Here is a 14,671-nt window from a genome sequence, read left to right as displayed (position 1 = left end):
ATCGATGATATGGCTAACCAATCGTTAAGCTGGGACTAGCTTGTTCCACCCCAACAGACAAATGATCTGCGTCGCCACATGTGCCCCGGCAATGGCGGTCGCGCCCGAAGTATCAAATGGCGGCGACACCTCGACCACATCACCGCCCTTGATGTTGATCCCGGCAATGTCACGCAGAATGATCTGCGTCTGGATCGAGGTTAGACCTCCCCATACGGGTGTCCCGGTACCCGGTGCAAACGCGGGGTCAAGACCATCAATGTCAAAGCTCAGATAAACCGGGCTGTCGCCCAGAATACTTTTGATTTTCTGCGCCACGGCGGCCGGTCCGGCCTCGTACACTTCACGTGCGTCGATGATATTGACGCCCAGCGTATCCTCGTTGCTGGTGCGTATCCCCACCTGAACGGATCGCTTCGGGTCCACAAGCCCCAGCTTCACAGCCTTGTAGAACATGGTGCCGTGATCCACGCGGGACATGTCATCGTCAGCCCACGTATCCGTATGCGCATCGAATTGCAGCAGCGACATCGGCCCGAATTTTTCGGCATAGGCTTTCAGTATCGGAAAGCTGATGTAGTGATCCCCACCCAGCGTGACCGAGGCCACATCCGCCGCCAGAATGGTGCGGATGTGTTCGGTCAGCGTGTCAGGAAAAGCCGGGATGTTGGCATAGTCATAAGCCATGTCGCCATAATCGATGATCGCCAACTCGCTCAGCGCATCGAAAGGCCAGCCATAGGGCGCATCGGGCGATTGCAGGGCGCTGGCCTCGCGGATCGCGCGGGGCCCCAGACGGGTGCCGGGCCGGTTGGTGACCGACTGATCAAAGGGCACACCGGTCACGGCAATATCCACGCCCTTCAGCTCCTTGGTGTACAAGCGGCGCAGAAACGATGTCGCCCCGCCAAATGTATTCTCAAAGGACAGCCCCTTGAGGTCAGGGTTGGTGAACGCCTCGTCCACCTGTGTCTTTGCATCTTCCAATGCCATTTCGGGTTCTCATCCTCCCAATGTTCCCGGTGGGTAGGCGACGCGCGCTAACGTCAAGCCATAGGCAGCGCCTTTTCCACGATCCTCGCGAAAAAGGATGCACCCACCGGCGCGATGTCGTCGTTAAAGTTGTACTTCGGATGGTGCAGGCCCGCACCCTCACCCTGTCCCAGAAACAGATAGGCACCGGGCCGCTCCTGCAGCATGTATGAAAAATCCTCGGCCCCCATCTCGCGTCCCGTATTGGCGATCACGCGTTCTGGGCCGGAAACCTCCCGTGCCACGTCTGCGGCAAAGGCCACTTTGTTCGCATCGTTGATCGTGGCCGGATAGCTGACGTGATAATCCAGACGCGCCTCGACCCCATAGGACGCCGCCTGCCCCTGCACGATCTGCTCCATGCGCTGCATCACCATCTTCTGCACATTCGGGTCAAAGGTGCGCACAGTGCCGTTGATATAGGCCGTATCGGGGATCACGTTGTTCACCGTACCGGTGTGTATCTGCGTGACCGAGACAACCAGATCGTCAAGTGCATAGTGATTGCGGCTGACGATGGTCTGGATCGCCTGCGCAATGCCGCAGGCCGCCATGACCGGATCGCGGGTTTCGTGCGGCATGGCCCCATGTCCGCCGACACCTTGAATATGCACCTCGAAGGTGTCCACTGCCGCCATGATCGGACCGGGCGTTGTATAAAACGACCCTTCCGAAAACCCGGGCGCATTGTGCAGCGCATAGACCTGAGAGATATCGAACCGGTCCATGATGCCTTCCTTGACCATCACACCGGCCCCGCCACCCTCTTCCTCGGCGGGCTGAAAGATCAACGCTACCCGTCCCCGGAAATTGCGCGTCTCGGCCAGATAGCGTGCCGCGCCCAGCAACATCGTTGTATGCCCGTCATGCCCGCAGGCGTGCATCTTTCCGGGGTTTGTGGAGGCATACTCCACACCGGTCTCCTCAGGAATCGGCAGCGCATCCATATCGGCGCGCAGGCCAATCGTAGGCCCTTCGCCCTGCCCGTTAATGATCGCGACGATGCCCGTGGTGGCGATCCCTTCGTGCAGTTCATCCACGCCAAACTCGCGCAGACGCTCGGCCACAAACGCCGCCGTTTCATGGCATTCGAACTCAAGTTCAGGGATCGTATGCAGGTGCTGGCGCCACGTGGTCATATCGGCGGCAAAGTCGGCAATTCGGTTCACGACGGGCATCTGGGGTGGACTCCTGATCCAAGCTGCGGGATGGATGCATCTGACACCGGAACAAGGGGCTTCGCAATGGCTGAAAATCCGCTGATCCACGACTCTGACGCAGGGATTGAGCGCCTGCTGGAGATTATGCGCCGCCTGCGCGACCCGCAGACGGGCTGTCCGTGGGATATCGAACAGGATTTTGCCACCATCGCCCCCTACACGATCGAAGAAGCCTATGAGGTCGCCGACGCCATCGAACGCGAGGCGTATGATGAACTGAAGGGCGAACTGGGCGACCTGCTGTTCCAATCCGTGTTCCACGCGCAGATGGCGCAGGAGGCCGGGCATTTCACCTTTCAGGACGTGGTGCGCACCATGTCGGACAAGATGGTGGACCGGCACCCGCATGTGTTTGGCGATGAATCCCGCGACAAGTCCGCCGAACAGCAGACGCTGGACTGGGAAACCATCAAGGCCGCCGAACGCGCAGGCAAGGAACAGAAAGGCGCGCTGGACGGCGTGGCAGCCAACCTGCCCGCCCTGCTGCGCGCTCACAAGTTGCAGAAACGTGCTGCCCGCGTAGGCTTCGACTGGCCCGACGCCAGCCATGTCCTTGCCAAGATCACCGAAGAAGCCGCCGAGCTGGAAGAGGCGCGCGACAGCATGAATGCTGACGCGCTAGAGGATGAATTTGGCGATCTGCTGTTTGTCATCGTCAATCTGGGGCGTCATCTCGGGATCGAGCCCGAGGCCGCGCTGCGCCGAACCAACGCCAAGTTCACCCGCCGTTTCGAACAGGTCGAGGCGCGTCTCGCCGCGCGCGGCAAAACCCCGTCGCAAAGCGATCTGGCCGAGATGGACGCGCTTTGGGACGAGGTCAAAACCGAGGAGCATCGCGCCAATGGCAAACTCCCGCCGGTGGATGCGCCAACTGACGCCTGAAACCGCTGGACAAGTGAGGCAGCGCTTGCCAGTCTCCGCCCTTCAACACTTCGGAGGCCGTCCATGACAGCGCGCAAGATCATCATCGACACCGACCCCGGACAGGATGACGCCGTCGCCATCCTTCTGGCGCTGGCCAGCCCCGAAGAGATCGAGGTTCTGGGCATCACCGCTGTTGCCGGAAATGTGCCGCTGGAGCTGACCGCAAAAAATGCGCGCATCGTCTGTGAGCTGGCAGGCCATCCCGAAGTGCCCGTCTATGCCGGTTGCGACCGCCCGCTGAACCGCCCCCTGATCACTGCCGAACATGTGCACGGCAAAACCGGTCTGGACGGGCCTGTTCTGCCCGACCCGCAGATGCCTCTGACAGAAGGCCACGCCGTCGATTTCATCATCGACACCCTGCGCGCGCATGAAGCCGGCACCGTTACCCTCTGCCCACTCGGCCCGCTGACCAATATCGCGACAGCCTTTCAGAAAGCCCCCGATATTGTTGATCGCGTTCAGGAAATCGTTTTGATGGGTGGAGCGTATTTTGAAGTTGGCAACATCACGCCAACAGCAGAGTTCAACATTCACGTAGACCCGGAAGCCGCTGATATCGTGTTTAAATCCGGCAGACCCATTGTCGTCATGCCGCTGGACGTGACCCACAAGGCACTTGTTACCAAACCCCGCAACGACGCTTTCCGCGCGCTTGGAAACAAGGTTGGCGTCGCCGTGGCGGAAATGACTGATTTCTTCGAGCGGTTCGACAAGAACAAATACGGCAGCGAAGGCGCCCCCCTGCATGACCCCTGCGTTACCGCTTATCTCATCAAACCCGAACTGTTCTCAGGCCGTCATGTCAATGTCGAGATCGAAACCCAATCCGATCTGACCCTTGGCATGACCGTCGCAGACTGGTGGGGGGTCACCGACCGACCACCCAACGCCATGTTCATGGGTGATCTGGATGCGGACGGCTTTTTTGCCCTGCTCACCGAACGGCTGGCCCGGCTATGACCGCCGCCCTTCGCCTTGCCCGCCCCGACGATCTGGACCGGCTGATGGCGCTGGTCGCCGCCTTTCACGCCGAGGCCGGTATCGAACAGGATCACGATCAGCGCCGCGATGCCCTTCTCCCGCTGCTCGAAGGCATTCCGCATGGTTGCGTCTACCTGATCGGCCCCTCTCGCGCTCCGCTGGGATATATCGTCATAACCTTTGGCTGGTCGGTCGAGTTCGGGGGCATGGACGCCTTTGCCGATGAAATCTACATCCGCCCCGCCGTGCGCGGCCGCGGCATCGCTACCGAGGTTCTGCTGGAATTGCCCAAGGCGCTTGCGCAGGCCGGTATCCGCGCCATCCATCTTGAGGTGGACCGCGACAACGAAACCGTTCAGCGACTGTATGCGCGCACCGGATTCAGGGCGCGAGAACGCTACATGCTCATGAGCCGAACCTTGTAGCGCATTCCGACGGAATGGCTCTGCACCCGGCCCCATTCGAATAACAGGACCGGGCGGTATTTGTCAGGCGTTGCCAATCAGCGCAGGATCGAACGTCCCGCGTATTCCGCAACTTCACCCAGCGATTCTTCAATGCGGATCAGCTGGTTATACTTGGCCAACCGGTCCGAACGCGCCAGCGAGCCGGTTTTGATCTGACCGCAGTTGGTGGCAACCGCCAGATCGGCAATCGTTGCATCCTCGGTTTCGCCCGAACGATGCGACATCACGTTGGTATAACGCGCGCGATGGGCCATATCGACGGCCTTCAGCGTCTCGGTCAGCGAACCGATCTGGTTCACCTTGACCAGCATCGAGTTGGCGCAGCCCCGCTCGATCCCCTCGGCCAGACGCGCCGGGTTGGTCACGAACAGATCGTCACCCACCAGTTGCACCTTGTCACCGATGGCGTCGGTCAGTGCCTTCCAGCCGTCCCAGTCATCCTCGGACATGCCATCCTCGATCGAGATGATCGGATAGTCGGCAACCAGTGCCGCCAGATAGGCCGCGTTTTCCTCGGACGTCAGGGTCGTGCCCTCACCCGACAGAACGTATTTTCCGTCCTTGTAGTATTCGGTCGCCGCGCAATCGAGCGCCAGATGAATGTCGTCGCCCGGTTTGTAGCCCGCTTTTTCAATCGACTTCAGAACGAAATCCAGCGCCTCGCGGGTCGAGGCGATGTTGGGTGCAAAACCGCCTTCGTCACCTACCCCGGTGGCCAGACCTGCTGCCGACAACTCTTTTTTCAGCGTGTGAAACACCTCGGCCCCCATGCGCACCGCTTCGCGGATGTTGCTGGCCGAGACAGGCATGATCATGAATTCCTGAATGTCGATCGGGTTGTCCGCGTGCTCGCCGCCATTGATGATGTTCATCATCGGCACCGGCAGAACACGGGCCGAGGTGCCGCCCACATAGCGGTAAAGCGGCTGCGTGGTGAAATCCGCCGCCGCTTTGGCGGTTGCCAGCGAAACACCCAGAATGGCGTTGGCGCCCAGACGACTTTTGTTCTCGGTCCCGTCCAGTTCGATCATGGCGCCGTCGATGGCCACCTGTTCGGTCGCATCAAAGCCTACCAGTTCCTCGGCGATCTCACCGTTCACGGCGGCCACGGCCTCCAGCACGCCTTTGCCCAGATACCGATCCTTGTCGCCATCGCGCTTTTCAACTGCCTCATAGGCCCCGGTTGACGCACCCGAAGGAACGGCGGCGCGGCCCATTGTTCCGTCTTCCAGAATCACGTCCACCTCGACGGTGGGATTGCCCCGACTGTCCAGAATTTCGCGCGCGTGAATGTCGATGATGGTGCTCATGAGGCCCGTCCCTGAAGATGCTTTCGGTTGCAGGCGTCTTAGCAGCACCCGGAGAAAAGTAAACCGGCACCGTTACCGCTAACGTGCCTGTTTTTACGACTTTAGGGCTAACATTGCGGTGTTTGCGCGAACATTCGCAGGGATTTCCTTAGACCTGAGACAGCAGGCCGCGCCTCAGGCCGCGACGGCAGCCATCTCGCGCGCAAGCCGCCGCTCACGCACGAAAGTATACAGTCCGGATCCGATGATCAGGGACGCCCCCATCAGGGTCGGCAAATCGGGGCGTTCCTCAAATACCAGCATGCCTGCCAGTATTGAGAATAACAGTCTGGTATAGCGAAACGGCGTGATCGCCGACGCCTCGCCGATACGCATGGCGGTCACGATGCCATAGTACCCCAGAACACCGAACCCGATGGCCCCTACATAAATCCCGATCTGCGGGGCCTGCAAAGTGGCAACCGGCGCAGCGGTCACGGCCATAAGCACTAGACCGGTCGGGATCAGCGCAAGATAGGCCTGTGACGCAACAACGACCGACGGCACGCGGTGATCGATGACCCGCGTCAGCAAATCCCGTGCCGCAATTGCAACCACGGTTGCCACCACAAACAGCGATTCCGGCTGGAACGCATCCGTTCCGGGCCGGATGATCAACAGCACACCGGCAAAGCCCACAAGAATCGCACTCCACCGGCGCCAGCCGACCTGCTCACCCATGAACAGCGCCGCGCCCATGGTGATCGTCAGCGGCAACGCCTGAAACACCGCCGCAACAGTGGACAGATCAACCAGCGACAGCGCAGTCACAAAGGTCAGTGCGCCTACAGCCTCCAGTCCCGCCCGGATCAGCGGCAGTGGCGCCCAGGCCTGCGGCAGAAAAATGGGTTTACGTGTAGCAACTGCCAGAATCAGAAAAATGGCCGAGCAGAATGTGCCCAGCACCGCCAGAATCTGCCCGGTCGAAACATCGACCGACAATTGTTTGATGAACATGTCCTCAAGCGTAAAGGCCGCCATCGAGGCAATGATCATCAGGATGCCGTTGACGTTGTTCATGCGCGTATCCAATCTCTGCCGTCCACCATCGGTACGGCCAATGCGATCAGCAAAATCGCATGATCGCGGCTACGGCAAGGACTTTCGCATTAACTTCGATGAATAGACGTGACCCCACCCATCGCGTTTCGTGATACTTCCCACGCCAGCGCGACGTACAGCCTGAAGATTTTCGGCAAGTTCTTTGATCCTTTTCCCCAGGATCGACGTACCCCTTCATGAGTTTGGAGGAGAGAATGAAACACGCAATCTTTGCCGCAGTCTTGTTTTCACCGGCTCCAGTTTCAGCCGGTTATGCCGTTCTTTACGAAGTTCATCCATTGGACGGAGGCGCTTTCGAAGTGATCGCAACCCAAGGCCCTGCCTCAGGGGATTTTTGGTGCGGCGCGGCGCAATATGCGCTCGCGGATCTTGGTAAAGGTGCGACACAACGCATTTACGTCACACGCGGCCGAGGCCCTAGTGTGAAGAAGGGCGACAAGCAAGCGGTGCAATTCACGTTCAGTCCGCCGGCCAGTGGTGCTGTCGAAAGCCAATCTACTTCAGTTGATATCGTCGGAAACGGCATGAGCGCCGCTCAGGCGCAGGCCTTCTGCTTTGACCGGACGATCAAGGATTAACGCTTGCGGATCGGAACCCCGTAAAGCTCCAACTTGTGACCGCGCAGTTCATAACCCAGCTTGGCGGCGATCTTTTCCTGCAGCGCCTCGATATCTGGATCGACGAATTCGATCACCTCGCCCGAGTTGATGTCGATCAGATGGTCGTGATGGTCCCGCTCGGCATCTTCATAGCGTGCGCGCCCGTCACCGAATTCAAGCCGCTCAAGAATCCCGGCCTCTTCGAACAGTTTGACCGTCCGGTACACCGTCGCGATCGAGATACCCTCGTCCAGCGCCGAGGCTCGCGAATACAGCTCCTCAACATCCGGATGGTCATCGCTCTGCTGCAGCACACGGGCAATCGTCCGGCGCTGGCCGGTCATGCGCAGCCCTTTGGCTTCGCACCGGGCGATGATGGTATCCGACATGATGACCCCCAAATCCTTTCAGGACCTCTGTCTTAGTACGTCTTTTTACCGCCTGCCACCGTGAATCGCGCCGGGGTAAGTTCAGGATGCGTCAAAATTTGCTCAGGCAGAAGCGCGAAGATCAGCCCAGACAGGCAGGTGATCCGACGCGATATGCGCCGGACGTTCCGCGTGAACGCCGTGGGCAAGCGCCTCCAACCCGTCACTCAGCGCAATCCGGTCCAGTGCCCCCAACGGCTGGGCGGCCGGAAAGCTGGGTATCGGCGGCAGAAACCGCATGTCAGGCGCCAGCCGGTCCAGAACGGGCTGGCGAGACCACTCGTTGAAATCCCCGGCCCAGACCGTCGGCATCAGGTTCAGGTCCCGGCTGTCCTGCCGCATGTGCCTGATCTGCCGGTGGCGTGAATGGGTCAGCAATCCCAGATGCATGCCAAGAATACGAAGAGGGCCAATCGGAGTGTCAAACTCGACCCGCACCGCACCCCGCGGCTCGAACCCCGGCAGATCGTGATGTTCGGTCCTCCGGACCGAGATATGATCCCCGCGCCAGATCACGGCATTTCCATGCCACCCCAGACTGCCTGCACCACCAAGGTTCGCAACCTGCCACCCGGCCTCTTCCAGCATGAAATGCGGCAAGGCGGCGGGACGTGGCGGCAGACGCTTGTCCGCCTCCTGCAGCACGACGATTTCCGCGCCCATCCGGTCCAGCACCTGCAGAATGCGCTGCGGCTGCCTGCGCAGATCCAGCCCCACACATTTCTGAATGTTATAGCTGGCAATGCGCAGGGACAAAGGCTGAAGCATGAGTTCCGTGATCAACTGGGCTCTCTGAGGAATACCCTAGATTGCCACGCCACACGCCGCATTCAAGCCCGAATATTCAATTCGGGGTGAACCGGATCGGGCGGAAGGCATCAGCTGCAAGACAGACGTTCCGGAAAACATCAGCCCCTCGGCGCAAACCCTTGATAACTTTGACATGTCAAAAAAGGCCGACCCAATTGGATCGGCCCTAAGAACTAAGCGGCGCTTAGAGGTTCGGGAAATAGTCTTCGCAGTCCCCATCGCGATAGACATCGGCGGTGCAGCAATGCAACCCGCCGCCAAAGGCATATGCGTCGCGCAATTCGACCTCGACCACTTCCATGCCCAGCTTGTCCATCTGTTCGGCCTGATAGACTTCGGATTTTTCCACACAGACGGTTTTCGGGTCCAGCACCAGCACGTTCATCGACAGCCAGGTCGACGAATAGCACAGCGGCGGCGGTGTGTTGTGGGCGGGCTGTGCCGCATCCACGATCTCCCATCCGTTCCGCTCGAACATGCCGCGCTGTTCCTGCGGCAACCGCCGCTGCGGGTTGTTCAGGATCAGGCCGGGACGCAGAGGGGTAAAGGTGGCGTCGATATGGATCGGATAGGGATCACCCGGAAAGTTCACCGTGTGAACGCGGTGATCCGGGAAGTGGCGCCGCAGCCACTCAATCCCCTTGAGGTTGGTGGTGAATCCATGCTGCACCACCAGATCACGGCCAAAGCGCAGCACGTCTGCCGCATCGAAAAGCGGCTCTTCCTCGGTAGTGACAAAGAATTTCTCTGCCGCCCATTGCAGGCGTTTCTCGACGCCGATCTTGTCGCTGAGATAATCGGGATGATAGTCCGCATCGGTCAGGCGCGGCTTGGGCGCGGCCTCGTGGCGGAAATTGGGGTCTTCGTCCCAGTACTGCTGCATCAAAGGGCGATAGTTCAGGTATTCGAACCAGCGACAGCGGTACGACATCGTCGCCTCAAGCATCTCGTGCCCGACGGTCAACAGAACATCCCGCGGCGGCATGCAGCCAAACTGACTTTCGGTATGAAAATCCGGAGTGGTGGCCGGTTGCGAGTGATCAATGGATGTCGGGCGATCCACGCGAATACCGCGTTTGCGCAGCTGGTCGGCGAAATTGTCGAGCAGTTCATTGGCCCGGTCGATGGTTTCCTGAGGCCGCCTGCCCCACTGGCCGCGCATATCACTGTCTTCCGGCACCTTCGCGTCCAGCGCAGGCTCTTCCGGCGGAATATGACAGTCATCCGCGCGGCCAACGATCACGTGGCGCAGGGTGTCCCATTCGTTCCAGCTTTTGACTTCGGTTTTATCCGGTGACCAGGCCATGGCCGACTCCTGTTGCTAGGGAGACAAGGCAGGGCCCTCAATCTCCCGATTGAAAGTCCCGGCGTACAGGATCTGTGTTGTACGATAACTACCCCCGGCGACGCCATCGCCAGAGTGCCTGACCGGGGGCATAGCATTGCTGGCGGGCGTTGGGAAGAAGGGGTTTTCGAGTATGCCCCGGTTTTCCGACATCGCACGCATGACGCGTCCGCCCGGGTTGTATCTTACCTGATCCATCTAACCCGCAGGCAAGTTGGCACTGGTATTTCAATGGCGTGTGAAACAATGAGCTGACGGTCAATCAACAGCCACATTTCAGCTCAATCCGTAAAACCCCGCCATTCGCCGAAAACGCTCCACACTCACGTCCCGCAAAACGTCGCATGAACGATTTCACCTTCGGTCGGAGGCCGGGTGAGATCCGAATTTTCTTCTGCCCACACATATGGCGCAGACAGGACCGCGTTCAGCCTGTTGAAGGGTGCATAATCCCCGTGTACGGCAGCCTGAATCATCTGCTCCACCCGATGATTGCGCGGAATAAAGGCCGGGTTTGCAGACATCATCGTCTCAACCGCATTCGCCTCATGCCCGGCGCGCATCTGCCATTTTTCCTCCCACGCATCATAGGCAGTGGGGTCCGTGAACTGATCCCGCGCCTTGCCAGCGCCCAGCGCATGGAACGTATTGGTAAAGTCCGCCTGATTTTGCGCCATGCGCGTCAAAAGGTCGGTGATCAGTTCAAGATCGCCCTTCTCCGCCCGGCTCAGACCGATCTTGGCCCGGAACCGCCTCAACCATTCGTCCTGCAAAAGCCCGGGCATCGCGTGAACGATTTCCGTCGCCTCCTCGACGGCGGCCTCTTTGTCCTCGATCTGCTGGATCAAAGATGTCGCCAGTTGCGCAACATTCCAGACCGCGATGTCCGGCTGATTGGAATAGGCATATCGCCCCATCCGGTCGATCGAACTGTAGACCGTGTTCGGATGATACGTGTCCATGAACGCGCAGGGGCCATAGTCGATGGTCTCTCCCGCGATCGAGCAATTGTCCGTGTTCATCACACCATGGATGAACCCAACGCTCATCCACTGGGCAATCAGTCGGGCCTGCACGTCCCGCACCGCCCGCAACAGCCCCATCGGCCCCTCGACCTCGGGATAGTGGCGCTGGATGGCGTAATCCGTAAGCCGTTTCAGGTTGGCTATCTCGCCCCGCGCGGCGAACACCTGAAACGTACCGACCCGCAAATGGCTTTGTGCCACCCGTGTCAGCACCGCTCCGGGCATCGGCGCTTCACGCAGAACGATCTCGCCGGTTTCCACCGCAGCCAACGCCCGCGTTGTCGGAATGCCCAGCGCATGCATCGCCTCGGAAATCACGTATTCCCGCAGCACCGGCCCCAGCCAGGCCCGGCCATCCCCCTGACGCGAAAACGGAGTCCGGCCTGAGCCCTTAAGCTGTATGTCGCGCCGCACACCGTCCGTCCCGACGGTTTCACCCAGCAGGATTGCGCGCCCGTCCCCAAGCTGAGGGTTGTAGTGGCCGAACTGATGCCCCGAATACAGCTGCGCCAACGGCTCGGCTCCGTCGGGTACTGCATTACCGGCAAAGGTGTTCGCCATATCCTGAACATCGCCCTCGGTAATCCCCAGCACACGGGCCAGATCGGAGTTAAAGGCAATCATCCGCGGTGCACTCACCGGTTCGGGGTTCTGGCGCGCGAAAAACCCGCTTGGCAGACGGGCAAACGAATTGTCGAAGGGGATCATCATGGTCATGGGACAAAGATAAAACCCAAACCCATGATTGCCATAGCGGAATGCGGCACCTCGTGCATAATCGCGCCAAACGAATGAGGCAGACATGACACCCCAACAGATCATCGATCACCTGAAACTGGAACGGCACCCCGAAGGCGGCTGGTTCAAGGAAACCTGGCGCGCCGAAAATCAGGGTCGTGCCACCGGCACCTGCATTTACTTCCTGTTGCAAGAAGCCGAGCGCAGCCACTGGCACCGGGTAGATGCCACCGAGATTTGGCACTATCACGCGGGTGCGCCGCTGATCCTGTCGCTCAGCGGTTCAGATACCGGGCCTGCCACCGATCACCTGCTGACGCCGGACCTGACCAAAGGCGCACCGCAACTGATCGTTCCCAAGGGCCATTGGCAGGCCGCGCAAACTACCGGTGCTTACACTCTGGTCAGCTGCACCGTTTCTCCGGGCTTCCAGTTCGAAGGATTTGAACTCGCTGAACCGGATTTCGACATCCCAAGGGCTTGATCGGCGGCCTTTCCTGCGTAGGGTGAGCGAATGGATCACCGCGCGCTCATCTCCTCGCTGCCGCCGCAGACCAAAGCCAACCTGCTGGAACGGTCGGATACGGCTGGCCTGAAGCACCTGATTGGTTACTTCGCCGCTCTGACGCTGACGACAACCGGAATCCTGATGCAGGTTCCGTTCTGGCAGGCGTTGATCCTGCCACAGGGCCTCCTGCTGGTGTTCCTGTTCACGCTCAGCCACGAATGCACGCATAAGACACCGTTCCGAACCAGTTGGCTGAACGAAGGGGTCGGACATCTGGTCGGCCTGCTGATCCTGCTTCCCTTCACGTGGTTCCGGTATTTTCACCTGGCCCACCACAAATGGACGAACGATCCCGAGCGCGATCCCGAACTGGCCGGAAAACCGCGGCCCAACAGCTGGCTTTCCGTCGCGATCTACCTGACAGGCTGGTTCTACTGGACCGGGATGGCGCGGGTACTTGTCGACAACGCCATGGGCCGCATCGATGCCCCTTACCTGCCCGAACGCCAACACGGCGCCTTGAAAACCGAGGCGCGCGTGCTGCTCGCCCTCTACGCCCTCGCTGTCATAAGCCTGTTCTTCTCGCCAGTAATGTTCTGGGTCTGGCTGCTGCCCCTTCTCGTCGGGCAACCGTTTCTCAGGCTCTACCTCCTTGCCGAACACGGCCTCTGCCCGCCTGTCGCAAACATGCTGGAAAATTCCCGCACCACATTCACCAACCGGATCGTCCGCTTTCTGGCTTGGAACATGCCCTACCATGCAGAACACCACGCCTTTCCGAACGTCCCCTTCCACCAGTTGCCCGCCTTTCACGACTGGACCCAGAAGCACCTGAAATCCACCTCGAACGGTTACGCGGAATTCACCGCTGACTACGCCCGCTCCCTCACGCGCTGAGGTCCGCACTTCATCTGGCCCAAAATACTCTGGGGGAGAGGCCGTAAGGCCGAGGGGGCAAAGCCCCCTACCCGGCCACCGCGCCATCCGGCGCCGGTACACTGATGATCCCGCCCCCCACCAGCGCCCGCACTCCTGTCGTGCCGGGGCATGAGGTCGGCAATCCCCGCGCGACCCGCACCGCGAGATAGGCAAAGGCCTGCGCCTCCAGCATGTCGCCATCCAGACCGACACTTTCAACAGGCTCCACCGGACAATCCAGCGAGACCCGCAGCATCTCCATCAGCACCGGATTGTGCCGTCCCCCTCCGGTCACCAGCACCCGCGAAGGCGGCTTGGGACAGTGTTCCATCCCCTGCGCAACCCCGGCGGCGCACATCCCGGTCAGCGTGGCAACAGCATCCGAGTCATTCAGCTCCTGCACCAAACCGATCATCTCGGCAAAATCGTTGCGGTCCAGCGATTTGGGCGGCATCCGGTTGAAAAACGGCTCGGCCAGAAACAGCTCCAGTGCCCCGCTTTCCACCGTACCACCCCTGGCGACGGCTCCGTCCCGATCCATGGACTTACCCAAGCGCGCCTGCATCAGATCATCCACCGGCGCATTGGCTGGCCCAGTGTCAAACGCCAGCAGCGCACCTGGGTCTTCTGGGCGCGCAAAAGACGGATCGACATAGGTCAGGTTTCCAACTCCGCCCAGGTTCAGAAAACACAAAGGCTCTTCCGCGCCGATCCATTTGGCACAGGCAAAGTGAAAAAACGGGGCCAAAGGCGCACCCTCACCCCCCATCGACACGTCATCCGATCTGAAATCCCAAACGACCGGCACATGCAACTCCCGAGCAAGCCGGGCCCCGTCGCCCACCTGCAAGGTCCCTCGACCGCGTGGCTCATGTGCCAATGTCTGCCCGTGAAAGCCGATCAACTCGGCCCCTTCGAACCCGGACAAAGCCTCGGCATGTGCTTGTGTGATCAGATCACCCGCGACGGCAACCGCATCGCCGTTCCAATGTCCCAGTGCTGCGCGCAGCGTGTCCCTCTCGTCACCCGAATATCCGCGATACCCGGTTTCGCCAAACTCCTGAATGCGCTCCCCGTCGGTCACGACCACTGCCGCATCGACCCCATCCAGAGATGTGCCCGACATGGCCCCAAGGGCCCGGATCGGTCCGGTTTTTCTGATACCTGCCGCCATGCCCCGTACCTTCGGTTTCTCTTTGTCGCTCTTGGGTGGCCAAATCTTGCGAACTTGCCGCCCCGACGCAAGGCCGTATCCTTCCCGG

General features: G+C 60.1%; 15 protein-coding genes. 6 read left to right on the top strand and 9 right to left on the bottom strand.

Annotation, left to right across the window (positions count from 1 at the left end):
• Positions 1 to 24 precede the first annotated feature (24 nt).
• Entirely contained in the window at positions 25 to 993 is a 969-nt protein-coding gene (gene speB / locus ACR0D6_RS07505; protein ID WP_480765037.1) for an agmatinase, read from the bottom strand.
• A gap of 53 nt (positions 994 to 1,046) precedes the next feature.
• Positions 1,047 to 2,210: a M20 aminoacylase family protein gene (locus ACR0D6_RS07500; protein ID WP_480765036.1), complete on the bottom strand. Its 1,164-nt coding sequence runs from the start codon at positions 2,208 to 2,210 to the stop codon at positions 1,047 to 1,049.
• A 66-nt stretch (positions 2,211 to 2,276) separates the two neighbouring features.
• On the opposite strand from ACR0D6_RS07500, the gene mazG reads away from it, so the two are divergent.
• The 3 genes from mazG (at position 2,277) to ACR0D6_RS07485 (ending at position 4,585) form a co-directional block, all read left to right on the top strand.
• Positions 2,277 to 3,134 carry a nucleoside triphosphate pyrophosphohydrolase gene (gene mazG, locus ACR0D6_RS07495; RefSeq protein WP_480765035.1) on the top strand — a complete coding sequence of 286 codons (858 nt, stop codon included), beginning with the start codon at positions 2,277 to 2,279 and terminating at the stop codon, positions 3,132 to 3,134.
• 63 nt (positions 3,135 to 3,197) lie between these two features.
• Positions 3,198 to 4,139 (top strand): nucleoside hydrolase, encoded by a 942-nt coding sequence (locus ACR0D6_RS07490; protein ID WP_480765034.1) that lies wholly within the window; start codon positions 3,198 to 3,200, stop codon positions 4,137 to 4,139.
• On the top strand, positions 4,136 to 4,585 hold the full coding sequence (locus ACR0D6_RS07485; RefSeq protein WP_480449804.1) for an N-acetyltransferase family protein: 450 nt from the start codon (positions 4,136 to 4,138) through the stop codon (positions 4,583 to 4,585). The genes ACR0D6_RS07490 and ACR0D6_RS07485 overlap by 4 nt, the downstream gene beginning before the upstream one ends.
• A gap of 77 nt (positions 4,586 to 4,662) precedes the next feature.
• Here the strand turns inward: ACR0D6_RS07485 and eno are convergent, their stop codons facing one another.
• Together eno and ACR0D6_RS07475 are read right to left on the bottom strand one after the other, a co-directional pair.
• Positions 4,663 to 5,937, bottom strand: a complete 1,275-nt coding sequence (gene eno / locus ACR0D6_RS07480; protein WP_480765033.1) for a phosphopyruvate hydratase — start codon at positions 5,935 to 5,937, stop codon at positions 4,663 to 4,665.
• Between the two features lie 174 nt (positions 5,938 to 6,111).
• Positions 6,112 to 6,996, bottom strand: a complete 885-nt coding sequence (locus ACR0D6_RS07475; protein ID WP_480765032.1) for a DMT family transporter — start codon at positions 6,994 to 6,996, stop codon at positions 6,112 to 6,114.
• A 236-nt stretch (positions 6,997 to 7,232) separates the two neighbouring features.
• On the opposite strand from ACR0D6_RS07475, the gene ACR0D6_RS07470 reads away from it, so the two are divergent.
• Entirely contained in the window at positions 7,233 to 7,616 is a 384-nt protein-coding gene (locus tag ACR0D6_RS07470) for a hypothetical protein (RefSeq protein WP_480765031.1), read from the top strand.
• Here the strand turns inward: ACR0D6_RS07470 and ACR0D6_RS07465 are convergent.
• The 4 genes from ACR0D6_RS07465 to ACR0D6_RS07450 all read right to left on the bottom strand — a co-directional run bounded on the left by ACR0D6_RS07465 (position 7,613) and on the right by ACR0D6_RS07450 (position 11,962).
• On the bottom strand, positions 7,613 to 8,026 hold the full coding sequence (locus tag ACR0D6_RS07465) for a Fur family transcriptional regulator (RefSeq protein WP_170652136.1): 414 nt from the start codon (positions 8,024 to 8,026) through the stop codon (positions 7,613 to 7,615). The genes ACR0D6_RS07470 and ACR0D6_RS07465 overlap by 4 nt on opposite strands.
• 102 nt (positions 8,027 to 8,128) lie before the next feature.
• Complete coding sequence (locus ACR0D6_RS07460) at positions 8,129 to 8,833, bottom strand: endonuclease/exonuclease/phosphatase family protein (RefSeq protein ID WP_480765246.1); 705 nt, start codon at positions 8,831 to 8,833, stop codon at positions 8,129 to 8,131.
• 226 nt (positions 8,834 to 9,059) lie between these two features.
• A complete protein-coding gene (locus ACR0D6_RS07455) occupies positions 9,060 to 10,181 on the bottom strand; it encodes a serine/threonine protein kinase (protein ID WP_480725364.1) in 1,122 nt (373 codons plus the stop codon).
• A gap of 362 nt (positions 10,182 to 10,543) precedes the next feature.
• On the bottom strand, positions 10,544 to 11,962 hold the full coding sequence (locus ACR0D6_RS07450) for a protein adenylyltransferase SelO (protein WP_480765030.1): 1,419 nt from the start codon (positions 11,960 to 11,962) through the stop codon (positions 10,544 to 10,546).
• An 85-nt stretch (positions 11,963 to 12,047) separates the two neighbouring features.
• Here ACR0D6_RS07450 and ACR0D6_RS07445 point away from each other — a divergent pair, with 85 nt between their 5' ends.
• Both ACR0D6_RS07445 and ACR0D6_RS07440 read left to right on the top strand, forming a co-directional pair.
• Positions 12,048 to 12,467 carry a cupin domain-containing protein gene (locus tag ACR0D6_RS07445; RefSeq protein ID WP_480765029.1) on the top strand — a complete coding sequence of 140 codons (420 nt, stop codon included), beginning with the start codon at positions 12,048 to 12,050 and terminating at the stop codon, positions 12,465 to 12,467.
• A 30-nt stretch (positions 12,468 to 12,497) separates the two neighbouring features.
• The gene (locus ACR0D6_RS07440; RefSeq protein ID WP_480765028.1) at positions 12,498 to 13,388 is read left to right on the top strand and encodes a fatty acid desaturase; all 891 of its coding nucleotides are present in this window, start codon (positions 12,498 to 12,500) and stop codon (positions 13,386 to 13,388) included.
• 67 nt (positions 13,389 to 13,455) lie between these two features.
• Here ACR0D6_RS07440 and ACR0D6_RS07435 read toward each other — a convergent pair whose 3' ends face one another.
• On the bottom strand, positions 13,456 to 14,583 hold the full coding sequence (locus tag ACR0D6_RS07435; protein WP_480765027.1) for an anhydro-N-acetylmuramic acid kinase: 1,128 nt from the start codon (positions 14,581 to 14,583) through the stop codon (positions 13,456 to 13,458).
• Positions 14,584 to 14,671 lie beyond the last annotated feature (88 nt).

It is taken from the genome of Ruegeria sp. BJ6 (assembly GCF_056537885.1).
The sequence above is the reverse complement of the archived record's forward strand: the minus strand, read 5'-3'. Positions and strand labels throughout refer to the sequence as shown.